The sequence below is a fragment of the Sphingobium sp. TA15 genome (assembly GCF_037101235.1).
Lineage (GTDB): Bacteria > Pseudomonadota > Alphaproteobacteria > Sphingomonadales > Sphingomonadaceae > Sphingobium > Sphingobium indicum.
The window spans coordinates 1,814,324-1,841,093 of record NZ_AP025355.1; the positions used below are offsets into that span (position 1 = coordinate 1,814,324).

General features: G+C 63.0%; 25 protein-coding genes, 1 tRNA gene and 2 pseudogenes. 15 read left to right on the forward strand and 13 right to left on the reverse strand.

The window, feature by feature from the left end; all coding sequences use genetic code 11:
• Positions 1-23 precede the first annotated feature (23 nt).
• Together Sj15T_RS08995 and Sj15T_RS09000 are read right to left on the reverse strand one after the other, a co-directional pair.
• Positions 24-1,490 carry a TolC family outer membrane protein gene (locus Sj15T_RS08995; protein WP_013040705.1) on the reverse strand — a complete coding sequence of 489 codons (1,467 nt, stop codon included), beginning with the start codon at positions 1,488-1,490 and terminating at the stop codon, positions 24-26.
• 20 nt (positions 1,491-1,510) lie between these two features.
• Positions 1,511-2,143, reverse strand: coding sequence for a protein-L-isoaspartate O-methyltransferase (locus tag Sj15T_RS09000; protein WP_007684154.1), 633 nt, complete (start codon positions 2,141-2,143; stop codon positions 1,511-1,513).
• 200 nt (positions 2,144-2,343) lie between these two features.
• On the opposite strand from Sj15T_RS09000, the gene Sj15T_RS09005 reads away from it, so the two are divergent.
• Positions 2,344-2,417, forward strand: a tRNA-Cys gene (locus Sj15T_RS09005).
• Positions 2,418-2,890: 473 nt separating this feature from the next.
• On the opposite strand, the gene Sj15T_RS09010 is transcribed toward Sj15T_RS09005, so the two are convergent.
• On the reverse strand, positions 2,891-4,570 hold the full coding sequence (locus tag Sj15T_RS09010) for an amidohydrolase (RefSeq protein WP_013040707.1): 1,680 nt from the start codon (positions 4,568-4,570) through the stop codon (positions 2,891-2,893).
• Positions 4,571-4,867: 297 nt separating this feature from the next.
• Positions 4,868-7,747 carry a TonB-dependent receptor gene (locus Sj15T_RS09015; RefSeq protein ID WP_013040709.1) on the reverse strand — a complete coding sequence of 960 codons (2,880 nt, stop codon included), beginning with the start codon at positions 7,745-7,747 and terminating at the stop codon, positions 4,868-4,870.
• A 51-nt stretch (positions 7,748-7,798) separates the two neighbouring features.
• Here Sj15T_RS09015 and Sj15T_RS09020 point away from each other — a divergent pair, with 51 nt between their 5' ends.
• Positions 7,799-8,548 carry a hypothetical protein gene (locus Sj15T_RS09020; RefSeq protein WP_148225555.1) on the forward strand — a complete coding sequence of 250 codons (750 nt, stop codon included), beginning with the start codon at positions 7,799-7,801 and terminating at the stop codon, positions 8,546-8,548.
• An 85-nt stretch (positions 8,549-8,633) separates the two neighbouring features.
• On the opposite strand, the gene pcaD is transcribed toward Sj15T_RS09020, so the two are convergent.
• The 5 genes and pseudogenes from pcaD to Sj15T_RS09045 form a co-directional block, all read right to left on the reverse strand.
• Complete coding sequence (pcaD, locus tag Sj15T_RS09025; RefSeq protein WP_013040711.1) at positions 8,634-9,422, reverse strand: 3-oxoadipate enol-lactonase; 789 nt, start codon at positions 9,420-9,422, stop codon at positions 8,634-8,636.
• A gap of 65 nt (positions 9,423-9,487) precedes the next feature.
• Positions 9,488-9,568 (reverse strand): annotated as a pseudogene (locus Sj15T_RS09030) (succinyl-CoA--3-ketoacid-CoA transferase); the annotation flags it as partial.
• Positions 9,569-9,577: 9 nt separating this feature from the next.
• The gene (locus tag Sj15T_RS09035) at positions 9,578-10,468 is read right to left on the reverse strand and encodes a dioxygenase (protein ID WP_013040713.1); all 891 of its coding nucleotides are present in this window, start codon (positions 10,466-10,468) and stop codon (positions 9,578-9,580) included.
• Between the two features lie 21 nt (positions 10,469-10,489).
• Positions 10,490-10,780 (reverse strand): muconolactone Delta-isomerase, encoded by a 291-nt coding sequence (gene catC, locus Sj15T_RS09040; protein WP_013040714.1) that lies wholly within the window; start codon positions 10,778-10,780, stop codon positions 10,490-10,492.
• 3 nt (positions 10,781-10,783) lie between these two features.
• Complete coding sequence (locus tag Sj15T_RS09045) at positions 10,784-11,950, reverse strand: muconate/chloromuconate family cycloisomerase (RefSeq protein ID WP_041385997.1); 1,167 nt, start codon at positions 11,948-11,950, stop codon at positions 10,784-10,786.
• Between the two features lie 100 nt (positions 11,951-12,050).
• On the opposite strand from Sj15T_RS09045, the gene Sj15T_RS09050 reads away from it, so the two are divergent.
• The 5 genes from Sj15T_RS09050 (at position 12,051) to Sj15T_RS09070 (ending at position 16,344) form a co-directional block, all read left to right on the forward strand.
• Complete coding sequence (locus Sj15T_RS09050; RefSeq protein ID WP_013040716.1) at positions 12,051-12,962, forward strand: LysR family transcriptional regulator; 912 nt, start codon at positions 12,051-12,053, stop codon at positions 12,960-12,962.
• Positions 12,963-13,085: 123 nt separating this feature from the next.
• Entirely contained in the window at positions 13,086-14,336 is a 1,251-nt protein-coding gene (gene andAc, locus Sj15T_RS09055; RefSeq protein ID WP_013040717.1) for an anthranilate 1,2-dioxygenase large subunit AndAc, read from the forward strand.
• Entirely contained in the window at positions 14,333-14,809 is a 477-nt protein-coding gene (locus Sj15T_RS09060) for a nuclear transport factor 2 family protein (protein ID WP_013040718.1), read from the forward strand. The genes andAc and Sj15T_RS09060 overlap by 4 nt, the downstream gene beginning before the upstream one ends.
• A gap of 10 nt (positions 14,810-14,819) precedes the next feature.
• Positions 14,820-15,128: a non-heme iron oxygenase ferredoxin subunit gene (locus Sj15T_RS09065; RefSeq protein ID WP_013040719.1), complete on the forward strand. Its 309-nt coding sequence runs from the start codon at positions 14,820-14,822 to the stop codon at positions 15,126-15,128.
• Position 15,129: 1 nt separating this feature from the next.
• Positions 15,130-16,344 (forward strand): FAD-dependent oxidoreductase, encoded by a 1,215-nt coding sequence (locus Sj15T_RS09070; RefSeq protein ID WP_013040720.1) that lies wholly within the window; start codon positions 15,130-15,132, stop codon positions 16,342-16,344.
• A gap of 141 nt (positions 16,345-16,485) precedes the next feature.
• Here the strand turns inward: Sj15T_RS09070 and Sj15T_RS09075 are convergent, their stop codons facing one another.
• Both Sj15T_RS09075 and Sj15T_RS09080 read right to left on the reverse strand, forming a co-directional pair.
• Positions 16,486-17,496, reverse strand: a complete 1,011-nt coding sequence (locus tag Sj15T_RS09075) for an AraC family transcriptional regulator (RefSeq protein WP_148225556.1) — start codon at positions 17,494-17,496, stop codon at positions 16,486-16,488.
• Positions 17,497-17,884: 388 nt separating this feature from the next.
• Positions 17,885-18,064, reverse strand: a pseudogene (locus Sj15T_RS09080) (transposase); the annotation flags it as partial.
• Positions 18,065-18,378: 314 nt separating this feature from the next.
• On the opposite strand from Sj15T_RS09080, the gene Sj15T_RS09085 reads away from it, so the two are divergent.
• From Sj15T_RS09085 to Sj15T_RS09120, 8 genes are all read left to right on the forward strand, one after another.
• A complete protein-coding gene (locus tag Sj15T_RS09085; RefSeq protein ID WP_013040723.1) occupies positions 18,379-19,035 on the forward strand; it encodes an isochorismatase family protein in 657 nt (218 codons plus the stop codon).
• 45 nt (positions 19,036-19,080) lie between these two features.
• Positions 19,081-19,902, forward strand: a complete 822-nt coding sequence (locus Sj15T_RS09090) for an alpha/beta hydrolase (RefSeq protein WP_013040724.1) — start codon at positions 19,081-19,083, stop codon at positions 19,900-19,902.
• A 22-nt stretch (positions 19,903-19,924) separates the two neighbouring features.
• Positions 19,925-20,173: a XapX domain-containing protein gene (locus tag Sj15T_RS09095; RefSeq protein ID WP_013040725.1), complete on the forward strand. Its 249-nt coding sequence runs from the start codon at positions 19,925-19,927 to the stop codon at positions 20,171-20,173.
• The gene (locus Sj15T_RS09100) at positions 20,170-22,098 is read left to right on the forward strand and encodes an amidohydrolase (protein ID WP_013040726.1); all 1,929 of its coding nucleotides are present in this window, start codon (positions 20,170-20,172) and stop codon (positions 22,096-22,098) included. The genes Sj15T_RS09095 and Sj15T_RS09100 overlap by 4 nt, the downstream gene beginning before the upstream one ends.
• A 57-nt stretch (positions 22,099-22,155) precedes the next feature.
• Positions 22,156-22,341 (forward strand): hypothetical protein, encoded by a 186-nt coding sequence (locus tag Sj15T_RS09105; RefSeq protein ID WP_013040727.1) that lies wholly within the window; start codon positions 22,156-22,158, stop codon positions 22,339-22,341.
• A 71-nt stretch (positions 22,342-22,412) separates the two neighbouring features.
• The gene (locus tag Sj15T_RS09110; RefSeq protein ID WP_013040728.1) at positions 22,413-22,841 is read left to right on the forward strand and encodes a DoxX family protein; all 429 of its coding nucleotides are present in this window, start codon (positions 22,413-22,415) and stop codon (positions 22,839-22,841) included.
• Positions 22,834-24,195, forward strand: a complete 1,362-nt coding sequence (locus tag Sj15T_RS09115; RefSeq protein WP_013040729.1) for an alginate export family protein — start codon at positions 22,834-22,836, stop codon at positions 24,193-24,195. Before Sj15T_RS09110 ends, Sj15T_RS09115 begins: the two co-directional genes overlap by 8 nt.
• Before the next feature lie 105 nt (positions 24,196-24,300).
• Positions 24,301-24,996, forward strand: a complete 696-nt coding sequence (locus tag Sj15T_RS09120) for a YoaK family protein (RefSeq protein WP_013040730.1) — start codon at positions 24,301-24,303, stop codon at positions 24,994-24,996.
• 140 nt (positions 24,997-25,136) lie between these two features.
• Here the strand turns inward: Sj15T_RS09120 and Sj15T_RS09125 are convergent, their stop codons facing one another.
• Both Sj15T_RS09125 and Sj15T_RS09130 read right to left on the reverse strand, forming a co-directional pair.
• Complete coding sequence (locus Sj15T_RS09125; protein ID WP_253720655.1) at positions 25,137-25,748, reverse strand: TMEM175 family protein; 612 nt, start codon at positions 25,746-25,748, stop codon at positions 25,137-25,139.
• Positions 25,741-26,670 (reverse strand): LysR family transcriptional regulator, encoded by a 930-nt coding sequence (locus Sj15T_RS09130; protein WP_013040732.1) that lies wholly within the window; start codon positions 26,668-26,670, stop codon positions 25,741-25,743. The genes Sj15T_RS09125 and Sj15T_RS09130 overlap by 8 nt, the downstream gene beginning before the upstream one ends.
• Between the last annotated feature and the right edge of the window lie 100 nt (positions 26,671-26,770).

Sequence of the window (26,770 nt, forward strand, 5' to 3'; positions counted from 1 at the left end):
ACGCCCTTGGGGTTAAAATTGCGTTAAGGCTGCGCCAAACCGGGATCCACATTGGCGTTTTGCGCGGGCGAGTCAACGGTCCGCGTCGATTGCACCTTGGGCGCGGAGTCGAAATCCCAGTCGAACCACTTGCCCTTCACCCGGTCGTAATTGACCATCGGGTCGTAGAGCGTGCCCGCCTCCAGGTTCAGGTCGTCCGCCTCCGCATGGCCCATGGCGGCCAGCAGGCTGAAACCCGCGACATAGGCGTTGCGGCGCGCCGTCACGAGCTGAACCTTGGCGTTCACCGCCTCCTGCTCGGCATTCAAAATGTCCAGGATGGTGCGGCTGCCGACGGAATTTTCCGCCCGCACGCCTTCGAGCGACAGGTTGGCCGCCTCCACCGCCTTCTGGTTCGACTGGATGCTTTCCAGCGACGCCTGCCAGCTTGCATAGGCGGACCGCGTCTGCGCGATCACGCCGCGCTCGACCTCGATCTCTCGCTCCAGAGCCTGGGATTCCAGCGCCTGGTTGCGCCGCACCTGCGCGGCCGGACGGCCGCCCTGATAGAAGGGAATATTGAGCTGGACGCCAGCCGACGCCTGCTTGTTGATCTGCGATCCGGTGGCGCTGCTGGTCAACGTGTCCAGATAGTTGGTGTAGCCCGCCTGGGTGAAGGCGGATACCGTCGGCAGCACCGTGCCCTTGGCGGCGCGCACGTCGAACTGCTGCGCTTCCCTCAGCTTCTGCGCGGCCAGAATGTCGGGATTGTCCTTGAGCGCCACCTGCACGGCGCTTTCCGGGGTCGCGGGCAGGCCCGGCAGGGGCGGCGGCGGCTCCAGATTGTCGGGCGCCTCGCCCACCAGCGCGATGTAATTTTCGCGGGCCGTGATCAGATTGGCCTCCGCATTTTGCAGGTCGGACCGCGCCAGCGCCAGGCGGGATTCGGATTGCGCCACGTCGGTGCGGGTCACGTCGCCCACCTCGAACCGATCGCCGGTCGCCTGCAGATTGACCTCCAGCGCCCGCACATTGGCCTGGTTGAGCGCGACGACCGCGCTGTTGCGGATGACGTCCATATAGGCCGCGACGACCTGCGAGAAGACGCTGGCCTCCGTGCCGCGCAGATCGGCCTGACCGGCGGCGACCCGCGTCTTGGCGGCCCGGACGGCGTTGCGCACGCTGCCCCCGGCATAGAGAGGGACGCTCAACTGCGCGTTCGCGTTCAGCGTGCGCTGCGGCGAAGTGAAGCTGATCGTGGGCTTGAGGATGCTTTCGGAATAGCTGCCGGTCCCATCCAGCGCGGGCCGACCCGCCGCCTTCTGGATCGGCACATTCTCATCCGTCGCCCGCTGCCCGGCGCGCGCTCCCGTCAGGGTCGGGTTCGACCGATAGGCCTTGGCGAGCGCGCCCTGCAACGTTTCCGCATGGGCCGCGCCGCCCAAGGCGGAGGACATCGACAGCAACAGGATGAAGGCGGTGCGCCCCGAAAGCCGAACTTTTGCCGTCATGTCCCCCCCAATAGGCCCTTTCAGAACACAAATCCTTCCGGCGCGGCAAAGCCCGGAAGCACAACCATTTCCATGTCGGCGAGGCGGGAAAGACCCAGCACGCCCGACACCACCCGACCGCTGCACAGGCGGGTGACGCCGCGCTCCACGATACCCGTCACCACCCGCGCGCCATCGGCAAGCTGCTGAACGAGCGCGGCGGGCACTTCCTCCACTGCGCCGTCGATAAACAGCACATCATAGGGCGCATCGGCGGCGGAACCGGCGTTCAGCGGACCGCGAACCACCGCCACGCCGTCTACCGCGATCTCCGGCCCGCCCTCTTCCTCGACCGCGGTGACCTGAGCGCCCAGCCTTGCGAGCAGCGCCGCGCTGTAGCCGGTGGCGGCGCCGATCAGCAGCACCTTGTCGCCCTTGGCGATCTGCGCCTCCTTGAGCAGGCGGCCCGTCACCAGCGGCGGATTGAGCGCGCGCCCGCCGGCGAGCGGGACCGGCCGGTCGACATAGGCCATCGCCCGCCGCTCGGCCGGCACGAATTCCTCGCGCGCCACATGCGCCATCGCCGCGATCACGCGCTGATCGTCCACATCGCTGGTGCGAAGCTGGCTTTCGACCATGGCGGCCCGCATCGATGAAAAATTCTGCTCGGTCACGACAATTCCTCGACTGGAATAGCTTTTAGGGGAGCTGTATTAGGAAAGCAATACAGCAAAGATATTATCGGACCTCTAAATCAGCGGACAAGCCACGCCAAGCGGCTTTGCGCGCCTTGGCACCAGAATCTTGCGCCACAATATCACAGCCCTGCTTGACTTTGCACCAAAAGCCGCACATTTGCGGCCACCCACGACGAGGCCCGATGGCGGAGTGGTGACGCAGCGGACTGCAAATCCGTATACGCCGGTTCGATTCCGGCTCGGGCCTCCATTTCTCCTTCCAGAGCCGTCCAAGGACATCCGTGAAATGGCTCTTTTCCGCCATTTTCTGATATTATCGGCCACGTGAGTTCGGTCGGTCCCACCCCAATCCGAGTACATTGATGGTACGGGTGATGGATCAAAGCCCGGACAGGATGCGCCGGAACGCGCTACGCCCGCCGCAGGTGGAGGCACGACCGCCAGTGTCGGAGGCCCTTCATGCGACTGATCCGCTGCCGACGAATGTCGCTTGCGAACAGCGGATCGAAGCGGTCCCACCAGAGCCGTACCGTCTCATGACATATGTCGATGCCGCGTTCGAAGCTCAGGTCTTCCACATTCCGCAACGACAATGGGTAGCGGACATACAGGAACACCACGAGACGGATCAACTCGGGTGACGAGTTGAAGTGACGAAATGGTCTGCGACGGGCGGCTCATGCCGCCCGTTTCCCTGTTGCCGCCTGCTTTGACAGCCCCTTCTCATTTAGTTGCCCCAGCGGCAAAGACCTGTCTTCCGCCAACATAAGTAGCCACTGCCGCGGCATCGCGGATTTTCGCCACCGGCGCGGTGAGCAGATCGGTGTCGATTACTGCGAAGTCAGCCAGCTTTCCCGGCTCGATCGAACCGCGCACCTTCTCGGCACCGATCATCCTGGCATAGTTTATGGTGAACATCCTGATGAGGCGCTGGCGCGAAGTGATCGCCTCGGCAGGGCCATAGGCGCCGCCGCTGATCGAATCCCGGCTGGCGAAGTAGTACATCGCCCAGAACGGGTTTTCTGGAATCACCGGCGCGTCGGTTCCGCCCGTTACCAGAAGCCCCGCATCCCAGTAGCTCTTGGCCGGCGTCACCCGGTCGGCGCGCTGGCGTCCCCACATCTTCTCTTCCGTGGGGCCAGCCAGATACTGGTGATCCTGCAGCGAAGCGGTGACGTCCAGGGCCTTCATCCGCTTCAGTTCCGCCGGATTGATCACGAAGCCGTGTTCGATGGCCCATAGCTTCCCCTTGATCGGCTTCTCCGCGCTGGCCGCCTCCATCGCGGTGAGTGCCTGGTCGATCCCGGCGTCCCCCGCAGCGTGGATCGCCACCCGCCAGCCATCCCGGTTGAGTTGCATCACGTCGGCCCTGGTCTTCTCGGGCGGAACGACCGCAATGCCGTAATATGTCCCATTCTTGCCGAAGGGCTCGGCGTAGGGCTGGGTAAAGCGCGCCGCCTCAAAGCCGCCGTCCACCATCAGCTTGACGCCACCGATCCGCACCCATTCATCGCCCGCGTCCTGCTGTGGGCCGGTCTTGAGCGCTTCGGCGGTGCCGCCGGCAAATCCGGGGCCGGGGCGCAGCATGGTGTAGCGCAGCGAGAGCGTGCCCGCCTGTTCCATCTTCTGCGCCAGCGCATAGACATCGAGGATCTGCCCCTTGCGGAACGCGCCGGGCACCCGAACCGCAGTGACGCCAAAGCTGTTCATTTTCGTCTGCGTGTCGATCAGTTCCTTTTCGGACAGCGGCGTGGGAGCGGGCATCGGCACCAGCTTCTTCGCATTGTCGACCAGTTCGCCGGTAAGTTCCCCGTCCGGTCCCCGCTCGATCGATCCGCCGGGCGGCACGGGCGTCGCTTTGGTGATGCCGTACTTTTTCAGCGCCGCGCTGTTAAGGAAGATGGAATGTCCGCCGCGCACCACGATGATCGGTACTGTCGTCGATGCCTTGTCGAGATCGGCCCAGGTCGGCTTGCGCTGCTCCTTGAGCTGCGCTTCGTGCCAATCGCTGTTCGAGAGCAGCGGCTTGTCGGTCGGCGCGCCCTGGGCGGCGGTCCGAAGCGCGGCGACCAGTTCATCCATCGTGCGTACATTGACGAGGGCTACATCATCCCCGCCGCCGATGCCGTGGAAGTGGTTGTCGGTCAGCCCGGGAACCACGAACGCGCCATGGAGATCGACGAGGCTGGCCCCCGCCTTCTCGTAAGGCGCCATGTCCGCACGTGTGCCGACCCTGACGAAATGATCGCCCTCCACCGCGAAAGCGTCCACCACCCTGTCCGCGCTATCCGCGGTGAAGGCCTTGGCGTTGACATAAACGGTGACAGCATTGCCTTCACGGGCTGTCGCCGGGGCCGTGAGCGTGGAGGCAGCAAGCAGCAAAGCAGTGCGGATGCGAATCATGGTCAGTCCTTCACTATAAGATCATGGGCATGGCGCACGCGCGCCACTGCGGTGGTGCTGCCGGAGCGCAAGCGCGCGGGATCGAAGTCCAACAGCCTCCCGCCGCGCACGCGCAACCTGCCATCGACCATCCCCCTATCGACATTGGTTGCCCCCCAAACCGGAGAACGGCATCCCGGAGCGCGGCCGGGCGCCATTGGTGCGGCGGCAGGCGCCCTTGAGGAGACAGCCGCCACGGCCACCGCGTCCGGGACTTGCCGCCGCATCATCATGGTCACGCCGTTTCTGTCCACAATGTCACAGCGAGAACCGGACGCCGATCTTGAACGACCGGCCAATCACATCGTAAAAGGCTGGATTGGTGCTCGTCTCGTTGGCGAAGCCGATCGAACCGGATGGGATCATCGGCGGGTCGGTATCGAGGAGATTATTGATCGTGCCGAACAAGGTGAAGCTCGTCCTGCCGGCAGTGATGCCCTGCGAAAGATTGAGACCGAGATAGGCATAGGCAGGGATGTGGTTGTCATTGATCGTGTTGGCCGCTCCGGAGCCTTGGGTGAAAGCGTTGTTGTATACCCCTTTGCCAACCATGCGAACCTGCAGGTTCGCAAGGAAATCCGCGTTGCTATAGGTGATCTCGCCCACCCCGGTGAAATGGGGCACGCCAGGCGCGCGGTTGAACTGACTTACCTGTCCCACGCGATCGGTCGCGCCGGCAGCATCCACCGTAACGAACTTGTCAACATAGCTGGCCAGCGCGCGCAACGCGATGCGGCCAGGCATGAAGCCGGGCTCGAACGCAAAGCGGGCCTCCACGTCGACCCCCGCCGTCTTGAGCGAATTGAGATTGAGCTGCTGCAGGATCGTGTTGCGGATCGTTCCGTCCGGATTGAAGGCAATGCTGGAGCAGAACAGCGTCAACCCGGCCGAACAGCGCGATACCGCCAGTGCCGAGGGGACGCCGGCGATCACGTCCTGGACGTCGATGTCATAGTAATCGACCGAAAGTTGAAAGCCGCGCAGGAAGGCAGGCTCGACAACGAAGCCCATCGTCCAGGTATCGGCTTTCTCCGGGCGCAGATCGGGGTTGCCTTGCTGCACTTCGCGCACCTGTACCACGGTGCCCAGCTTGGAATCGAATACATTGACGAAAGAGCTGCCCCCGTTCTGGAAGAGCTCGGCCAGGTTGGGCGCGCGGATGTCACGCGACCGGGTCGCGCGTAGCCGCAGGCCCGCGAATGGGGTGTAGGAGAGTCCAGCCTTCCACGTCGTCACTGTGCCGCTGGTGGAATAGTCGGTACGCCGCACGGCGGCGTTGAGGTCGAGCGACTTGCCTAGCGGACTGTCGCGCAGAAGCGGCACGACCGCCTCGCCATAGGCTTCCCAAAGGCTGTAGGAACCCACGATCGGCACCTGGTTGCCGATCTGGAACGCGCCGATTGATCCGTTCGCCTGCACCTGCGTGGAAAGCGGATCAGATGTGCCCGCCGCCTCCTCCTTTCGCGTCTCTATGCCCGCCGCGATCGAGACAGGACCGGCCCAGGTCGAAAATATGTCGCCATTGATGTTCAGTGAGGCGACGCGCTGTTCCGTGCGTAGATGGAAGGAGGCCGTGCCGAACGAATAATCATCGACCACGAGCGAACCATCGCCAAAAATATTCTGCGGCTTGCACCCGTCGGCAGGATTGGCGAGCGTCGAGCGGCAGACGATCTGCCCGCCCGGGGCGAACACGGCGTCTATGGCCCGCATATAATTGGCCACGATGCGGTTGTTGGGGCCGCTTGCCACGTCATAGGTGTTCTGGCCGTATTGCACATAGCCGTTGAGCTTCCAGTTCCCGCCGAGATTGGCGCGGAACCCGGTGACGAAGCGCAGCGTCTCGTTCGAGGAATGGACCCGGACCGGACCGGCATCGTTGTTCAGGCGGCCAACGGCAATGGTGTCCAGATTGTTGGTGACCATCGCCTGCCGCACGGATTCGGGCAGATAGGCGTTGTCGCGCCGGATCGTCAGCGTGCCCGCGTCGCGGGACTGTTGAGAAAACCCTCCCGAACTGGACCAGGCGCCGTTGACCTCCGCGAACAGCGTAACCGCATCGGTCAGGTCGAAATCGGCCTTGGCCATGACGATTTTCGCCTCATAGGGCGCGGCGAGTTGCGTGGACCGCGACAGGTGATTGCCCTGATTGCCGCCCCCGATCATCTGCGAACCGAAAACCTGGCCGAAGTCGAACTGGTACGGCGTGCCGCCCGCACCGAATGCCGTGCCGCGCAGCGGGCCACTGGTTATCAGGCCACCCGGCGTCATCAGCGAGGGATAGACTTGCGGGGCAATGATGTAGTTGGGCAGGCCATTGTCCGCATAGGCGGCGTTCGTGATAAGGCCCACTTCGCGTCGACCCCAATCGCGCGAATATTGATTCGGGATTCCTTTGTTGTGGATATAGTCGCCGCCGATCAGGAGGCGCAGGCGACCGCCCATCAAGGTCGTCCCCGCCGCGAGCGAGGCGCGGAACTCGGCATTGTCGCCCTGTTCCGATATGCCGTTCTGTATCGTCCCTTGTACGCCCTCGAGCTTGTCCTTGAGAATGAAGTTGATCACGCCCGCGACCGCGTCCGAGCCCCAGGCGGCGGAGGCGCCGCCCGTCACCGTCTCGGCAGATCCAATGAGAAGCGTAGGAATCAGCTTGAGGTCGACCACGCCGTCGGTGCCGCTCGGCACAAAGCGGCGCCCGTTGACGAGCACGAGGGTCCGGGTCGCGCCAAGACCGCGCAGGTCGGCGGTTACGATCCCACCCCCGCGCGAGTTCACGCCGCTCGTGGTCGGTGTGTTGGTCGGCCGGAAGCTCGGGATCGTGACCAGAACGTCTGCGAGGGAACTTGGCGCGCGGTTCTGAATCTCTTCCGCGCTGATCGTGGTCACAGGTGTCGGCGCGGTGAAACCGGTGCGCGAAATGCGGCTGGCCGTGACGACGATTTCGGAGGCGGCCTCCTCCCCGGCATGGCCGGCAGGTTCCGCAGGATCATTATTTGGGGTGCCTGACTGCAGGGCAGCGGGCGCTTTGATAGCTTCCACGGCGCTCTGCGCATGGCTGGCGCTGCCCCAAAGCAATGCCGACAGTGCAACGCCCGCGCAGGCAAATGATTTCGTGCGTGATTTATTGAAATCTCTCATGCTTAGCCCCTTTTGTTTCTATACAAATAAAGCCATTTGCGGCCGCTTATCTTGATCGGAGCGATCACCCATTTGGATCGTGCGAAAGTGGTTCTTATTCTGATTTTTGGCATTCAGGCGCGGTTGTCATTGCTGCACAGTGCCCCGGCATATGACAATCCGAATTTGGCTGATCGTATGGACGATTGTCCGGTTCTTGCAGATATCGCGGAATGGCACGCCGAAAGCCGGTCGCGTCGCATCGAGGGTCCGGGTATTTTCATGTTCAGCGTTCAGGGCGCGCTGCGTCAAATCGGACGCGGTGCGCTTACGACCTGCCGATTTGGACAGCGCCGGGTGCCGCCAGCTTCAAGCAAAGCGTTCCGGCTTGGGGAGAGCTCAGGCCTGAACTCGGGCAAGGTCCCGTTCTATTTCCCGCACGCGGTCCTTCAGGCGGACGGCAACCGATCCACGGATGGGCTGGCCGGCCAGCAACTTGCGAAATGTGTTGTAGCTGATGCCGAGCGTCTCGCTCAGCTCCGCCGGCTTGCGGCTGGTAACAAGCAATTCAAGCCGGGAAACAAGTTCTTCATCCATCTTGATGAGGGAGTTTTGACGCATTTTCATCCTCTTTCAGCGACGGGGTCTGCCGAGAATATCCGTTGTACAGGCCGCATGCGGCATATGACGCTGGTGCAGGCGAACAGCAGCGCAAGAGAGGAGAACAACGGAATAGGCGCGACACAAAGCCCATTGGATTCATGGGAGAAAGGCGTGCCAGCTTCCGTTGCCAGCCTCACCCCCATCGAAAGGTTCGCATAAGCCTTGGTATTGGCGGCGCTTACCGTCTATCCGGTTCCCGCAGGCGAAACATCCCTTCGTCCCCATCCCGCAGCAATTCGATCAATCATGCCAGGAAGGACTGGCAGGCGTCCGCGAACGCTGCGGATTGTTCCACATTGGAAAGATGCGCGGCGTTCAGCATGACCAGCTCGGCGGCAGGAATGGTGCGTGCCAGCGCTTCGCTGTGCGCGGGCGGCGTCGCAGGATCCTGGCTTCCGCCGACCACAAGGGTCGGGACGGAGATCAGCGCTGCGGTGCGGCGCATGTCCATATCGCGGATGGCGGCGCAGCAACCGGCATAGCCTTCGGGGCTGGTGGCCTGCAACATGGCGCCGACCGTCGCGATGGCATCGGGCGCCGCCTGAGCGAAAGCGGCCGTGAACCAGCGATCAATGGATGCCTGTGCAAGGGGAGCCATGCCCTGTTCGCGGACCAGCGCGATCCGCGCATCCCATGACCCCGGCGGTCCCATGAAGCCGGAGCTGTTGGCGATCACCAATCGTCTCAGCCGTTCCGGCGCACGGATGCCCAGCCATTGACCGATCATACCGCCCAGCGACAGGCCGCAGAAATCAACCCGGTCGATCGCCAGGGCATCGAGCAGTTCGATAACGTCACGGCCGAGGCGATCCAGCGAATAGGCGCCCGCCGGTGCGTCCGATCGGCCATGGCCGCGCTGGTCGTAGCGCAGGATGCGAAAGCGATCTCTCCATGCCCCTATCTGCGAATCCCACATCCCCATGTCAGTGCCGAGCGAGTTGGACAGCAGGAGGACGGGCGCGCCTTCCGGTCCGTCGAAGCGCCATGCGATGCGGCAGCCGTCTCCCGTGGTGATGAAATCGCCGCCGGTCATATGCGCTCCACTGCGACTGCCAGCCCCTGGCCGACGCCGATGCACAGCGTTGCGAGACCGAGCGAACCGCCCGACATGATCGTCATTCCGTCGAACAACAGGCCTTCCAGTGCGACCCGAGGGCTGTCGTAGATCTTGCTGGTCACGGCACAGCCTCAGGCCTTGGCGCGGGCGCGCGTGGAGAAGTTTTCGTCTTCCTTCGACGCTGCGCGCTGGAGTTGGAAATCAAAGGCGATAAAGGCGCTCTTGTCCCGACGATCGGGAACCGGCAGCAGGCCTTCACGCGTGCCGAAGGCGAAATCGTCCGCGGCAAAGGGATCGTCGCCAAAGTTGATCTGGGTGGTCAGCGTCCGATAACCCGGCGCTTCGACGAAGAAATGCACATGTGCCGGGCGATTGCCGTGGCGGCCGATCGCCTTCATAAGCCTGTCGGTCGCCCCTCCAGGAGGAACGCTGTAGCCATTGGGCATCTTGGAATGAAAGGCGTAGCGGCCATCGGCGCCCAGCCTGATGCGGCGGCGGTTGTTGAACGGAGTCTGCTCGCGCGTGGGATCGAAATGCGAATACCAGCCCTGGCTGTTGGCGTGCCAGACATGGACGACGGCGTTCTGGACGGGCTCGCCATCCGGCCCCGTCACGAAGCCGGACATGTGGAGCGTGTCCGTATCGTCAGCATCGTCCGAAAGGTTCGCCTCGCCTTCGACGAGCGGCGCGCCCTCCACATAGAGCGGGCCCTCTATGGTGCGCGGCGTGCCGCCCGATAAGCCGACCTCGCTATCCTTGGCGTCCATGTAGAGGTCGAGGAAATGTTCGATGCCCGCACCGGGAACGATCAGCCCGAATTCTCCCGCGCCCTGCTGAAGGAAGGTGACAGCCTGCCAGAACTCGCTTTCGGAGATGTCGTGCTTCACGATGGCGACCATCACGGCCTCGATCAGATCGCGGACGATGGCTTTCAGGCGGTCATCGCCCCCTTCGGCATTCATGCCGCTGGCGCGGTCCAGCAAGGTCTGGATGGGAGCGGTCTTCACGAAATCGGGTGTCATAGGTCTCTCCTGGGGGCGGCCTTAGCGGTCGTCGTCGCGGATGGATGAAGGATGGCGGCACAGAGCCGTCACGCGGATGGTCATGAAGGGATAGAGAGGGAGGGCGGTGAGGATGTCGTGCAACGCGCCATTGTCGGCGACGTCGAAGATGCTGACGTTGGAATATCGCCCGACGACGCGCCAGATGTGGCGCCATTGTCCGCTCTGCTGCAGCTCCTGCGAATAGGCGCGCTCGGCGGCCTTGAGGGCCTCGAACTTCGCTGGCTCCAAATCCAGCGGCACGTTCACGTCCATTTCGACTTTGAAAAGCATGGTTCAGACCGCCTGGGAAGAAGGAAGAGAGGGAATGGAAATGGTTGCGGACGCGGCATCGCGACGGAAGTGAGCGATCCTGTCCTCGTCCAGCGATACGCCCAGGCCCGGCCCGTCCGGCACCAGCAAGGTGAAGTCCTCGTAGACGAGCGGCTCCTCCAATATCTCCTCGGTCAAGAGGAGGGGGCCGAACAATTCGGTGCCAAAGTCGATCTGCGCAAAGGTCGCAAAGACATGGGCCGAAGCGACGGTCCCCACGGCCGCCTCCAGCATCGTGCCGCCGTATAGCGCGATTCCGGCGGCAGCTGCGATCGCCTGCACCTCCTTCGCCGCGAAGAGCCCGCCGGACTGCTCGATCTTCACCGCGAACACATCTGCGGCGGCGTGGGACGCATAGTCGTAGGCGGCGGCCGGGCCGGTCAGCGCCTCATCCGCCATGATGGGGATGCGCGCGCGCGCGGCAAGGCGCGCCATGCCCGCGCGATTATGGCGAATGATCGGTTGCTCCACCAGGTCGCAACCGATGTCGGCCAGCATGTCGATGCCCGTTCGCGCCGTGGTTTCGGACCAGGCCATGTTGACATCGACGCGCACGCTTGCGCGGTCGCCCAGCGCCTTTTTGATGGCGCCGACATGGGCCACGTCCTCGGCGACCGGGCGCTTGCCGATCTTGAGCTTGAAGGCGTTGTGCCGCCGGGTCGCGATCATCCGCTCTGCCTCGGCGATGTCCTTGTCCGTATCGCCGCTCGCCAGCGTCCACAGCACCGGCAGCCTGTCGCGACGACGGCCGCCCAGCAATTCGCTGACGGGCAGGCCGACACGCTTGCCCTGGGCATCGAGCAGCGCTGTCTCGATCGCGCATTTCGCGAAGTGATTGCCAACGATGTGACGTCCCAGCCGCGCCATCGCCTCGGCCGGCCGCGCAGCGTCGCAACTTTCGAGGATCGGCGCGAAATAGCTGTCGATAACCAGCTTGATGCCTTCTGGACTTTCCGGGCCGTATGAGAGACCGCCGATGGTGGTCGCTTCGCCGACGCCCGTGACGCCGTCGCCGCAATGGATGCGCACGATGCACAGCGTCTGCCGATGCATCGTCGCCATCGCCAGAACATGGGGGCGTATCGTCGGCACATCTACAAGGATCGTTTCAATTCGGGTGATCGTGACCATGCCTCTGCCGTATCGAATCAGTATTGCGATGTCGTAAGCCGCGATCCAGCGAAGGAGAAAGATTGATTTCATCCGATATCATACCCTACAGGTATGATTCATGGAATTGCGTCACCTTCGCTATTTCCTCGCCGTCGCTCAGGAGAGGAATTTCACTCGGGCCGCCGAACGGCTGGGAATCGCCCAGCCGCCGCTGAGCCGGCAGATACGTGAGCTGGAGGAGGCGCTGGGCGTCACCCTGTTCCAGCGCGCCAGCCGGCCGCTGGGGCTGACGGAGGGTGGCAGGCTGTTTCTGGATCATGCAATGCGCGTCGTGGCGGAGATGGAACAGCTTCACGCCGGCATGGCGCGCCATCGCAGCGGCAATCGCAGACGTTTCGTGATCGGGTTCGTCGGATCGAGCATCTATGGGCCGGTTCCCGAACTCATCCGCAAATTCCGGGACGGGGCGACCGACGTGGAAGTCGAGCTGGTCGAAATGAACACGGTAACGCAGATGGCGGCGCTCAAGGACGGCCGGATCGATGCCGGGATCGGACGGCTGGCGTTCGACGATCCCAATATCGCCCGCCATCTCATCATGCGTGAGCGGCTGGTGGTCGCCGTCCCCATCGACCATCAGCTGGCCCGCCACGGCGGCGGCGTGGAGCTGAGGTCGGTCGCGGCCTACGAACTGATCCTCTATCCCAGCGAGCCGAGGCCCAGCTACGCCGATCATGTCCTTGGCCTGTTCCGCAACAATGCGCTCGAACCCCGCCGTATTCGCGAGGTTCGGGAATTGCAGACCGCCCTAGGCCTGGTGGTGGCCCAGGCCGGCATCTGCGTGGTGCCCTCAGCCGTCCGTCGCCTGCGCACAGAGGACGTCGCTTATAGGGACATCGTCGATGAGGACGCAGCCTCGCCCATCTTCCTCAGTTGGCGAGCGACGGATATTTCAGCGGAAATGCAGGCGTTGCGAGAGATTGCGCAGGGATATGCGTGCGCATCATCCGGCAATGAACCGACGCCCTGACCGCTTCTTGCGAGAAGTGGATAACGGTGCGCGCCCGTGCGCTCAGCGGATTGTGACGATCGCCGATCCGCCGGAATAGTCCTCCCGATCGCCGCTAACGGCGCGAACGAGAGAAGTGACCCTATGGATTCTGTCATATTTCCCGCCAGCGATGGCTCGCGGATTCCCTATAAGGTTTTCAGCAGTCAGGAAATCTATGACCGGGAACAGGAGCGCATTTATCGCGGGCCGACCTGGAATTTCCTGGGATTGGCGGCGGAACTGCCGAATTCAGGCGATTTCAAGAGCACATTCGTCGGCGACACGCCCGTCGTCATGACCCGCACCGAGGACGGCGACATTGCCGCCTGGGTCAACCGCTGCGCCCATCGCGGCGCCATGGTGTGCCGACTGGCGCGCGGCAATGCCAAGAGCCATGACTGCGTTTACCACCAGTGGAGCTACGACACGCGCGGCAATCTGATCGGCGTCCCGTTCCGTCGCGGCCAGAATGGCGCGGACGGCATGCCCTCGACCTTCAAGCCGGCGCAGAACGGGCTGCGCCAGCTGCGGGTGGAGGAGTACAGGGGACTGGTTTTCGCGACCTTCAGCGATACGGTCGGCTCGTTTGCCGAATATCTGGGGCCGGAAATGCTGGCCTATGTCGATCGCGTCTTCCACAAGCCGGTCGAGTATCTGGGCTGCACCCGGCAATATTCCAATTCGAACTGGAAGCTGTATCTGGAGAATGTGAAGGATCCCTATCACGCCAGCCTGCTGCACATGTTCCATACCACGTTCAACATCTTCCGCGTAGGCATGAAGGCGCATTGCGAGACGGACAGGAACGACGGCTTGCACAGCATCATCATGGCCATAAAGGAGCAGGCCGATACCGAACTTGCCTACAAGGAACAGGCGATCCGCAGCTATGACGAGGGCTTCCGGCTCGAGGACGACAGCCTGCTCGCCCTGGTTCCCGAGTTCGACCTGGTCGCGACGAACCATATCCAGCCGGTCTTCCCGCAACTAGTCATCCAGCAGATCCACAACACGCTGGTCGCGCGCCAGCTGCTGCCCAAGGGGCCTGACAACTTCGAACTGATCTTCCACTTCTTCGGCTATGCCGACGATACGCCCGAACTGCGCGCCCTGCGGATCAAGCAAGCGAACCTTGTGGGGCCGGCCGGCTATATCTCGATGGAGGACACCGAGGCGACCGAGTTGGTGCAGCAGGGCACGGTGCGCGACGGCAACGCCCATTCGGTGATCGAGATGGCGAAGAACGCTCCATCCACGCAAACCGATACGTTGATTACTGAGAACCTGATCCGCAGCTTCTGGAAGGGCTATCAGAAACTGATGGACTTCCCATCCAGGGAGGTCGCGGCATGAACGAGACCATGATGCTGCGTCTGGACATGCTGGACCTGCTCGACCGCTATGTAGAGGCGATCGACAATGACCGGCTGGAAGAATGGCCGGACTTCTTCGCGGAAGAATGTCTCTACGAGATCATCCCGAAGGAGAATGAGGATCACGGGTTCATCGCACCGATCATCCGGTGCGAAAGCCGGGGCATGTTGCGTGACCGCATCACCTCGCTCCGGCACGCTAACATCTTCGCCCCGGCGATCTACCGTCATTTCACGTCCGGCCTGCGCCTGACAGAGGTGAGCGCGGAAGAGGTGTCGTTCACGGCCAGCTACCTGGTCATAAATTCGAATCAGGCGGGGCAGTCGCTGGTCTACCAGGCCGGACGCTATGCGGCACGGCTAGGGTGCTATGGCGCTGAATGGAAGTTCACGTCCCTGCGCTGCATCTACGACACGTCCCGCGTGCAGACCCTGCTTGCCCTGCCGATCTGAGGAAGAAGACATGAGTGAATGGTTTGACGTGGGGCCGGTCGGACTGGTCGCCGAGGGGGAGGTCGTGGCGGTCGCGGCGGGTGGCAAGCCGGTCGCGCTGTTCATGCAGAATGGCGATCATTTCGCGCTACATGACCTGTGCACCCACGGACAGGCACGTCTGTCCGACGGTTTCGTGGAGGACGGCTGCATCGAATGTCCACTCCATCAGGGCCTTTTCTGCATCGCCAGCGGCGAACCGCGATCGGCGCCCGTGACGGAGGCGGTCAGGGCCTATCCCGTGCGCGTGTCCGGCGACCGAATCCTCGTCGAGGTCTGACATGGTGTCGGCACGAGAGCGGACCCTGATCGTTGGCGGTGGCCAGGCCGGCGGCTGGATTGCCAAGACGCTGCGGTCAGAGGGCTTCGCAGGCCGCATCACCATCGTCGGCGAGGAAATCCATCCGCCTTATGAGCGTCCGCCGCTGTCCAAGACCGTCCTTCTCTCCGCGGAGGCAATCGGCGAAACGGTCCTGCTCTCGTCCGGACAGGCGGCGGCGCTGGACATCGAACTGACGCTGGGCAAGCGGGTGACCGCGCTTGATCGCGCAGCGCGGGTGGCGCGCTGCGCCGATGGCGACGCAATGTCCTATGACATGCTGTTCCTGACCATGGGAAGCCGGCCCCGTGTCCCTGACTGGATGATCGAGGACGATCGCATCCATCTGCTGCGGACGCTCGATGACGCCGCTCGCCTGCGCGAAGGCCTGCGCTCCACGCGACGCCTGCTCGTGATAGGCGGAGGGTGGATTGGACTGGAAACGGCCGCCACCGCCCGCGCCATGGGCATAGACGTTATCGTGGTTCAAGCGACGGACGCCGTCTGCTCGCGATCGCTGCCGCCCGCCGTGTCCCAGTGGCTGCTACACCTGCACCAGCAACGAGGCGTCCGCTTTTGCCTCAGGGAAACCGTGCAGTCTGTCCGCGTCGCTCGCGGACAGGTCGAGATCGAACTGGCAAGCGGTTTGCACCTCAGCGGCGACCGCCTGGTAGTGGGGATCGGCAATCTGCCCAACAGCGAGCTGGCGGCAACGGCGGGTCTTGCGACCAATGATGGCATAATGGTCGATCAAGTCGGGCGCACCGATGACGATCGCATCTTTGCAGCGGGTGACGTAGCCGCCTTTCCCTGCACCTTCGCCAGGAAGACCGTTCGCCGCGAATCCTGGGCCAATGCCCAGAATCAGGCCATTGCAGTCGCACGGACGGCGATGGGATTGGACACCACCTATGAGCAACTGCCGTGGCTCTGGTCCGATCAATATGGGATCAACATCCAGATCGCAGGCCTTCCCGAGGAGGGGATAAGGACCGTCTTCAAGGCCGGTCCGGGCGAGGATGGCGGCAGCTGGCTGGCGCTGGATGAATGCGGCGTGCCGGTCGGTGCGGTGAGCGCCGCCGACCCTCATGGCTTCCGCCCGCTACGCAAGGCCCTCCAGGCGCGATCCGCAGTAGATCTGGACGGCTGGGCGGAAATTTCGTCCTCCGGTGACTAGAAGATGGAATCATCTGATGAGTCCACGGGCGTTGGCCGTCCCGACGCGGTCTCGCTCCGGCATTGGTCTGCACCATCGCAACATTGCTTCTGACCGCCAGCCTGAAAACGGATGAGCGCGCGACGACCGCATGAATCGAAACTACTGCGCGGAGCCGTTGCCGCGCAGCGTGTCTGACGGCTTCTCGCCAAATCTCCGGAGATAGTCGCCCGCGAACCTGCCGAGGTGATTGAAGCCGGCCTCGAACGCCACGCTGGACGCCGTCACGCCTTCGCCGGAACGCAGTTTTTCGCGGGCGATGTCCAGCCGCACGTCCTTCAGATAGCGGATGGGGCTGACGTTGCGGAAGCGCTTGAAACTGTCGAGAAGCGTGCGCACCGGAACCTGAGCCGCCATCGCAATGTCTTCCAGCGTAATGGATTCGGATGCATTGTCGTGGATGAACGTCTCTGCCCGACGCACACTCGCTGGCGCGATCGCACTCGCGCCGCTGCGCTGCTCCAGATAGGGCTGGCCATCCAGCAAAAGGCTGATCAGCAGCCGCTCATACTCCTTGGCGATGATCTGGTGGCCGCGCACCAGTTCGGCCGTGACGACATCGCTGGCGATGAGCGAAAGCTGATTGAGCCAGGGCCTCAGACCCGTGTTCGACAGGTCAATCTCCTTCTTGAAGACCAGATCCCTTATTCCGGTGTGCGACCTCACTGCGGCGGAGCTTATGCGAATAAAAAGTTGCTCGCAGTCAGCGGAAAAAGTGCCTTTCATTTCCTCGCCGGGCGCGATGAGAAGGCCCGATTTGCCGCCGATCCGATAGTCCGTCTGGTTGATCGCCATCTGTGCATGGCCGTCCAGGCAGATGATGGCGAGATGATAGTCGGCGATGCTTGGCACATGAACGTGCATATTGCCGAAGCGTATGGTGCCGATGCCAAGATTGCCGATCGGCAAATGCTCCGCATAGCAGTGCTGTTCGACCCAGCGACCGTGGGGGTTAAGCACATGAGGCTGAAGGATTCGAGAGATTTCGTCGCGAGTATGATCGATGTCGCGCGACTCGAATACGCGGTGCGACCGAAGCCCGATCAGATCGCGTCCAGGCAAAAAATCGTTTCTTGTTGAATCCTGGATCATCCGTGGAAACCCAGAGGTCATGTAGACTGCCCTTTCTCGCGAGAACTCGCGATTTTTATCATAAGGGTTCCTTCCGCTGCGTAGCCAATCTGCAATCTTGTAATGCTAGATTCGTGGCTGCGCGTATTGACCCAGATTTTAACGTCAGATGCAATATCAGCAGTCGGCTATTCCCGGACGTAGTTCCCCCATGAACCGCGAAACCTGCGATATATGGATAGTCGTGACACGCAGGACGGTTTTGCGGCAGGGTACAGGCGTTGGTTTGCCTTGGAAAAAACTGGTCAATTTTGAAGAAGCCCCTTTAGGGTGTGTGGGGATTCAGCCCATGGCGGGCTGCAAATAGCAGCTTTCTCCGCTTCCGGTGCTCACGTACTGAAGTACGCTGCGCGCCGGTTCTCGAAATCCACTATTTTCGCCGCGCCCTGAACTGAATCCCCACACACCCTAGGCGACATGGACAAATTTGGAGCCAGTATCTGGCGGTGGCGAGATGGACCATGCCGAGGAAGCTGTTGGCCAGTCGATCGTAGCGGGTGGCGATGGCGCGGTTGATCCTGAGGTGACCGAACATGCGCTCGATGCGGTCGTCCGAGGGCATCAGCCTGCCTCCAACAAGCAGCTTTGGAACGACCCTTCCGCAGCGCGTCAACCTGCTTCGGCTCTGCAGCGCTAGGTCGATCAGTTGGTGATGGCCGTATCGACGAATGCCCGCGTCGCGAAGATCGTGCAGGGTACGTCGTGACGCGCTGCCGGCGACGGACCGACCGCTCCAACTCAATCGTTCCATTTAATCGAACGATGGGCCAAGATTTATCAGACTGCGAAGCAGTAATCATTCACGCTAGAGCTCCCATCACACCGGAACGAACCGAGTGTCCGAATTTCAGATTGGAGACCGACATGACTGTCAAAGCGACCCCGACCCCTGGCAAATCCCTCATCACGGCCAAGGATCATACCCTCGTCATGATCGACTTTCAGTCGCAGATGGCCTTTGCGACCAAGTCGATCTCAGCCGAGCTTCTGCGCAACAACGCCGCGCTCGTCGCCAATGCCGCTGCTGGCTTCAACGTTTCCACCATCCTGACCACGGTCGCCGTCGACAGCTTTTCCGGCCCGATGTTCAGCGAGATCACCGACGCCTTTCCCGGCCAGCCACTGCTCGACCGCACGTCGATGAACACATGGGAAGACGCCGCCGTCATCGATGAGGTGAACCGCATCGGCAAGGAGCGGATCATCTTCGCGGGACTCTGGACGTCCGTCTGCATCGTAGGCCCCGTGGCGTCGGCGATCGACCAGGGTTTCGACGTCTATTTCATCGCCGACGCCTGCGGCGACATCAGCCAAGAGGCGCATGAGCGCGCCGTCGAGCGCATGATCCAGCTGGGCGCCAAGCCGATGACTTCGCTCCAATATCTGCTCGAACTGCAGCGCGACTGGGCGCGCACTGAAACCTACGACATGACCACCGGGATCGCGAAGAAGTGGGGCGGCGCCTACGGCCTGGGCATCACATATGCCAAGACCATGTTCGGCGCGTCCGAAGCCCACTGATCCAATCGCTCCCTCCGCTTTCCATCATCCCCAGAGGAATTTCACATGAGCAACTTCATCACTGCCGCTGACGGCACCGCCATCTTCTATCGCGATTTCGGTCAGGGCCAGCCCGTCGTCTTTGCCCATGGCTGGCCGCTAAACGCCGACGCATGGGACGGCCAGATGCTGTTCCTCGCCCAGAACGGCTATCGCGTCATCGCCCATGACCGGCGCGGCCATGGCCGATCGGGCCAGCCGGCGACCGGCAACGACATGAACAGCTACGCCGACGATCTGGCGGCGGTCATGGAAGCGCTCGACCTCAAGGATGCCATCCTGGTCGGCCATTCGACGGGCGGCGGCGAGATCACCCGCTATGTCGGCCGGCACGGCACGGCGCGGGTCGCCAAGATGGTGCTGGTCAGCGCGGTGACCCCCGTCATGAAGCGCAGCGAAAGCAACCCGGACGGGCTGCCGCAGGACGTGTTCGACGGCATCCGCAAGGCGGTTCTGGACAATCGCTCCGGATTCTATCTGTCCTTTCCCGACACCTTTTTCGGTTGGGACATCGGCTTTGCCAAGGATGAAGGCATGCGCCTGGCCTTCTGGCAGCAGGGCATGTCGGGCAGCGCCTACGCCCAGTATGAATGCGTGGCGCAATTTTCGGAGACTGATTTCACCTCCGACTTCAAGGGCATCGATGTCCCGGTGCTGATCGTCCATGGCGACGCCGATCATGTCGTGCCGATCGACATCACGGCACGCAAGGCCGTGGAGATCATTCCGAATGCGACCCTGACCGTCTATGAGGGAGCGCCGCACGCCGTGCCGACCATCTTCCAGGACCGTTTGAACGCTGACCTGCTCAGCTTCATCAAGGCCTGATGCCAGGCAAGGGAGAACGGACATGAAAGCCTATATGATTTCCCTGGGTGCCGGACTGCTGGTCGGCGTCGTCTATAGCCTGCTGGGTGTTCGTTCTCCCGCGCCGCCCGTCATCGCGCTGGTCGGGCTCGCCGGAATATTGCTGGGTGAACAACTGATCCCGGTCGGCAGGCGCCTTTCCGACTGGCCCGAACTGGCCCGCTTCGTGAAGAATGACTGCGCCAACCATGTGCTGGGTGATCTGCCCGTCAACGCAAGGCGCGACGCATGATGACCCGCCGCCAGCTGCTGGGCAGCGCCGCCGCCACAACCGCCCTAATGGCCACCACGGAAAGCCTCGCCATGACCCAGACTGATCTCATCCTCACCAACGCCAAGGTCACGACGCTTGATCGCGAAAATCCGCTGGCGCAGGCCGTCGCCATCCGGAACGGCAAGTTCCTGGCCGTCGGCACCGAGCAGGAAGTCCGCGCTGCCGCTGCGCCGGATGCCCGCGTCATTGACGCTGGTGGCCGCCGCTTGATCCCCGGCCTGATCGACAGCCATATTCATGTGATCCGCGGCGGGCTGAACTATAATATGGAGCTGCGCTGGGAAGGCGTGCCGACACTGGCCGACGCGATGGCCATGCTGAAACGCCAAGCCGAAAATACCCCGCCGCCGCAATGGGTGCGCGTGGTCGGTGGATTTACCGAGCATCAGTTCGCCGAAAAGCGCCTGCCGACGCTTGCGGAAATCAATGCCGCCGCGCCGGACACCCCGGTGTTCATCCTCCACCTTTATGACCGCGCGCTGCTCAACGCTGCCGCACTGCGGTCCGTCGGCTATACGAAGGACACGCCCAACCCGCCGGGCGGCGAGATCGTCCGCGATGCGCAGGGCAACCCCACCGGCCTGCTGCTGGCCCAGCCCAATGCGACGATCCTCTATGCGACGCTGGCGAAGGGTCCGAAGCTGCCGCAGGACTATCAGCTCAACTCGACCAAGCATTTCATGCGCGAACTCAACTCGCTGGGCGTGACCAGCGTGATTGACGCAGGCGGCGGATCGCAAAACTATCCCGACGACTATGAAGTGATCGACAAGCTGCACAAGGATGGCGAACTCACGCTGCGGATCGCCTACAACCTCTTCACGCAAAAGCCCAAGGAAGAGCTGAGGGACTTCGCAACCTGGTCGACGCAGATCAAGCCGGGCGACGGCGATGACACCTACCGCCATAACGGCGCGGGCGAGATGCTGGTCTATTCGGCCGCCGACTTCGAGGACTTCCGCGTCGCCCGCCCCGACATGCCGCCGGAGATGGAAGGCGATCTCGAACCCGTCATCCGCCTGCTCGCCGAGCGCCGCTGGCCATGGCGTCTGCACGCGACCTACGACCAGACCATCGCCCGCGCGCTCGACGTGTTCGAGAAGGTGAACCGCGACATTCCCTTGGCTGGCCTCAACTGGTTTTTCGACCATGCCGAGACGATCAGCGAGCGCAATATCGACCGGATCGCCGAATTGGGCGGCGGCATCGCGGTCCAGCATCGCATGGCCTTCCAGGGCGAATATTTCGTCGAGCGCTACGGCGCGAAGGCGGCCGAGGCGACCCCCCCGATCAAGCGGATGATGGACGCCGGCGTGCCGGTGGGCGCGGGCACCGACGCTACACGCGTCGCCAGCTACAACCCCTGGGTATCGCTGAGCTGGCTCGTGACCTCCAAAACAGTGGGCGGCCTGACGCTTTATCCAGCCCGCAACCGGCTCGACCGAGAAACCGCGCTGCGCCTGTGGACCGAGAGAAACACATGGTTCTCAAACGAGGTCGGCAAGAAGGGGCAGATCAAGGCGGGCCAACTAGCCGACTTCGCTTTGCTGTCGGACGATTATTTCTCGGTGCCTGAAGATGAGATCGCGCATCTCCGCTCGGTCCTCACCGTGCTGGGCGGCAGGATCGTCTACGGCGAAGGCAGCTTCGGCCCGCTGGCGCCCGAAGCGCCCAAGGCGATGCCCGACTGGTCACCTGTGGCGACCTTCGGCGGGCACTGGCGTCGAGATGAATCGACACGGAAGATGGCGTCTGCCTGCGGCTGCGCCTCCGCCTGCCAAGTCCACGGCCATAATCATGCGGCGGCGCTAGGCGCGAGCGTGCCGGCCGCCGATGTCCAGAGTTTCTGGGGGATCATGGGCTGCGGCTGCTGGGCCGTCTGACAGAGACAGCGCCCCTCCCATTGGAAGCCCTGACGCCACTCTGTCGGAGATACAGACATGAACCATATCCTTCTCATGATGGCGACCGCGCCGTTCGGCGCGGAACGCACCGGCTATCGGGTGACCGACCTCGACGCTGCGGTCGCCTCCGCCGTTCGCCATGGCGCGACCCGCCTCATCACCAGCTTTCTCGACCCCATCGGCCGCGATGTGGTGGCCCAATGGGCGGGCGCCCATGCGTAGGGCGACCGCCGATCCGCCATCCTCCGCTTCCCCGGCGGCTACATCGCCGAAATCCACGCATCGGTGAAGCCATGACCGGCAGGGATGAGCCGCGCTTCGTCGATGCGATCCTCGACTGGCGCCCCACTTGGTTCCTGGCGCGGCTGGCGCTGGTGGGCGCCTATCTGCTGGGCGGCATCGTCAAGCTCACCGACTGGTCGGCGGCCATTGCCGAGCAGGCGCACTTCGGCATGACGCCGCCCGCCTTCTGGGCGGCGCTGACGATCGTCATCGAGCTTGTCGGGCCGATCCTGATCCTGACAGGCCGCTTCGTGTGGCTGGGCGCGGGGATGCTGGGCGTCTTCACCTTGCTCGCCGCCTTCACCGCTAATGCCTTCTGGACCATGCCGGCGGGTCAGGAGCGCTTCATGGCGACCAACGCCTTCTTCGAACATGTCGGTCTGATCGGCGGCTTTGTGCTGGTAACGCTGGTCGCGGAGCGGAAAGGGCGCGATGCTTAGGATCCTGATCGTTGCCGGGTTGCTGACGGGGGGCGTCGCATCGCCCGTCAGCGCCCAGCAGCGAGAAGCATGGGAAGCGCCAACGCTCAGCATCACCCGCTATGACGAGGACTGGTCGGATTTAGCCGATGCTGGGAAGCGCGCGCATCACTGGACCGGCCCGCTCAAGCATATCCCGCTCGGCGACGACAGCTGGATGACGACCGGCATCGAGCTGCGCGCCCGGAGCGAGTCCTACCAAAACAACCTGTGGGGCGAGGCGGACGCACCGGACGACAGCTATTTATGGCTGCGCGCGCTTCCCTATGCCGATCTCCACGTCGGCAAGGCTCGCGCTTTCGTGCAGCCGATCGTCGCCTACGCGGTTGGCGTATCACCATCCGCCAGCCCCATCGACCAGACCCAGGTCGATCTGCTCCAGGGATTTGGCGAAGTCGATCTCGGCGCCGTCACGGTGCGGGCCGGCCGCCAGATGCTGTCGCTCGGCACGGAGCGGCTTGTCGGCACGCGTTACGGCCCCAATGTCCCGCTGGCCTTTGACGGCGCGAGGGCTGATATCTTGATCGGGCGCGCCAAACTCAGCCTGCTCGCCGCGCGCCCCGTCCAGCCCGGTTCCGGCAGCTTCGATGATGCGAGCTCCAAAACCAAAGCGCTCTGGGGCGCTTATGCAGCCTTGCCGGAGCTAGACATCTATTATCTGGGCTATCGCAATCGGTTCGCCCGCTTCGGTGGCCTGACGGGGCGGGAAGTTCGGCATAGCATCGGCCTTCGGTCCCACGGCGTCCGTCGCGACTGGCACTGGAATGTCGAGGGCGTGGTCCAGCTTGGTCATTTCGAGGGGCAGAGGATTGCCGCCTGGACGCTCGGCACGGAGATTGGCCGCAGCTTTCCTGCGCTTGCCTTCGCCCCGGCCGCGACGTTGCGGCTCAACATCGTCAGCGGCGATGGCAAGGCGGGTGACGATGAGATCGGCACCTTCAACGCTCTCTTCCCCAAGGGCAAATATTTCGGCGAGCTCTCGCCGGTCGGCCCGACCAACATCATCAACCTCAACCCGCGTCTCAGCGGCACCCTTGGCGGCGGCGTCTCCGCAAGCTTCGGCGTGAACGCCTATTGGCGCACCAGCAGCGCAGACGGCATCTACGACATTCCCGGCAACCTGATCCGCAGTGCCGGCAACAGCAAGGCGCGCTTCATCGGCAAGGAAACCGAGGCGACGGTCGCCTGGCAGGCCACGTCCGAATGGGAATTGTCGGCATCGCTCTCGGCTTTTACGCCAGGGGCCTTCATTCGCGAGACCGGCCCGGCGAAGACGATCATCATGCTGGGCCTGGAAAGCAATTTCCGCTTCTGACGATATTCGTTCGACATTATCGAACGTCAGATTCAATCTTATTCGACTGCTTCAATCAAAGAGGGTCAGCTAAACAGTCGGTGTCTGACGTTACCGGAGACCCCTATGACGACCGAAAAAACCGCCACTTCGCCGCTGCCCTGGCTCCTCCTGCTTCTCTCCGTCACGACAGGCCTTGTCGATGCCATCTCGGTTCTGGGTCTCGGAAAAGTCTTCACAGCCAACATGACCGGCAATGTCGTGTTCCTCGGCTTCGCCGCCAGTGGCGCGCCGAGCTTCAAGTTTGCGCCTTATGTCTTCGCCATAACGTCTTTCATGATTGGAGCGTTGATCGCCGGACAGATCGGGAAGCGGCATGCGGGGTCGCCTCTCCGTCGTTGGCTGATCATCGCCGCCTCGGTCGAGGCGATCCTTCTCTGGGTCGCGGCGGGTGTGGCGGTCGGGTTCGACGTGACGACCCAGACCCCTGGTTCCAGCGTCTACATCATCATCGCCCTGACCGGCATCGCCATGGGCTTCCGCAACGCGACGATCCGCCAACTCAAGGTGCCCGACCTTACCACGACCGTCCTCACGCTCACCATCACCGGACTTGCAGCCGACTCCAGCTTCGCCGGCGGAACCAACCCCAACTGGGCTCGGCGCATCGGCAGCGTTGCCGCCATTTTTCTTGGCGCCGCCATCGGCGCTTGGTTTGTCACCCATGGGGGATTGGTCGCACCGCTCATCCTGACGGGCGGGCTGATTTTTGCGGGCACGCTGGCCTGCGCCCTTCATCCCGCCGCGTCCAAGCCGCTCTAGGCTGTATCGACATTCAGCCCTGACGGCCTGCAAATGGCGCTCTTCCGTGCTTCCGGTGCTCACCTACTTTGAGTAGGCTGCGCGCCGGGTCACGGAAAACCACCATTTTCGGCTCGTCATCTTCTGAATGTCGATACAGCCTAATTCTTCAGCGCGCGTTCGATCCTGCGGTCAGGCGCGAGCCAGAAGAGAAGAATGACAATGTAGAGAATTATTGCCACCGACCGCGCGAAGAAGGCGGCCGGCACGGCGATGACATAGAGGGCAAGGCTGATCTTGCCTTTCCAGTCTCGCCCGATGGCTTTCGCTACGGCCGAGTGGGCGCCGTTGCAGGCAATGATCGCGCGCTCGGTCAGTTCGTAACCGACCGCCGCCATCCCCAACACGACGCCATAGGATGCCGTGGCCATCGGGGAGAAGCCGCTCGCATTCAGCCAACGGATGACGAAGGGGACGAGCGACAGCCAGAACAGCAGAAACAGGTTCGCCCACAGCACGCGACCATCGATCCGGTCGGTCGCGTGCATCAGATGGTGATGATTGTTCCAATAGAGCCCGACATTGATGAACGACAGGACGTAAGCAAGCAGGATCGGCAGGCTGTCTGACAGCGCCGCGAGGGTTCCTTCCTGCGGCACCTTGAGTTCGAGCACCATGATCGTGATGATGATCGCGACCACGCCATCGGTGAAGGCCTCCAGCCGTCCCGAACTCATGCCCCGCCCCGGCCGACCTTCGGCAGGGTCAGACATCGCCCATGCCCTCCAGTTCCTTGTCGTCCGCACCGAGCGCCACGAACTGGTCGAGCAGCCAGGAGGCGGCAGGCCCCGGCGGCGAATCGCGGCGCCAGACTCCCGCGAACCGATAGGTTCCGCCGAGATGATCCGGCATGACCAACCGAACCAGCGTGCCATCGATCAGGTCGGACTCAATCATAGGCAACGGCATGTTGCCCCACCCGATCCCCTCGCGCAGCAGGGCGTGCTTGGCGCCCAGATCCGCGAGGCGCCAGGTCTTGGGACTCATCACGGAATAATCCTGACCCTCCGTGAAGCGGGAGCGGTCCGTCAGCACCAGCTGGGTATGCTCGCGTCCGGCCCCGGGCGGGATGCGTTCCATGCGGCCGAGCGGATGATCGGGCGCCGCCACGGGCACCATCGGGACCGATCCGGCGGCAATGCACTCGACGCCTTCCACACCGGCCGCCAACGGCCCGGAAATGCCGATCGCGGCCGTCCGGTCGAGCACCATCGCCGTGATCGCGCCCAAGGCCTCCGCATGCAATCGAAGCTGGACGGTCGGAAATTCCGCCGCGAAACCACGGAGTATCTTGCCCAGGCGCTCGGACGGCACCATGACGTCAACCGCCAGATCCACCTCCGCCTCCAGCCCGTCGAGCAGCCCCTTCACTTTTGCGCGCAACCCGTCAAAGCCGTGCGAAATGAGGCGCGCCTCGGCGAGCAAAGCCCGTCCTGCGACAGTCAGCTGGGGTTTGCGCGTCCCTTCCCGGTCGAACAGAGAGATGCCAAGCTGGGCTTCCAGATTGGCGATGCCATAGCTGATCACCGACACTGCGCGATTAAGCGAGCGCCCGGCGGCGGCGAAGCTACCCGTGTCGACGATGGCGAGGAAGATGCGGAGCTGGTCGAAGGTCGGCGTTCCGGGTGAGTTCATCGTTCCACTTTCTCGAATGAATTGGCGCGATTTATCCCTCTGATCCTCAGTCCCTGCAAGGCGTAAGACAGCTCCAACGACAGCTTGAGGCTGTTTCAAA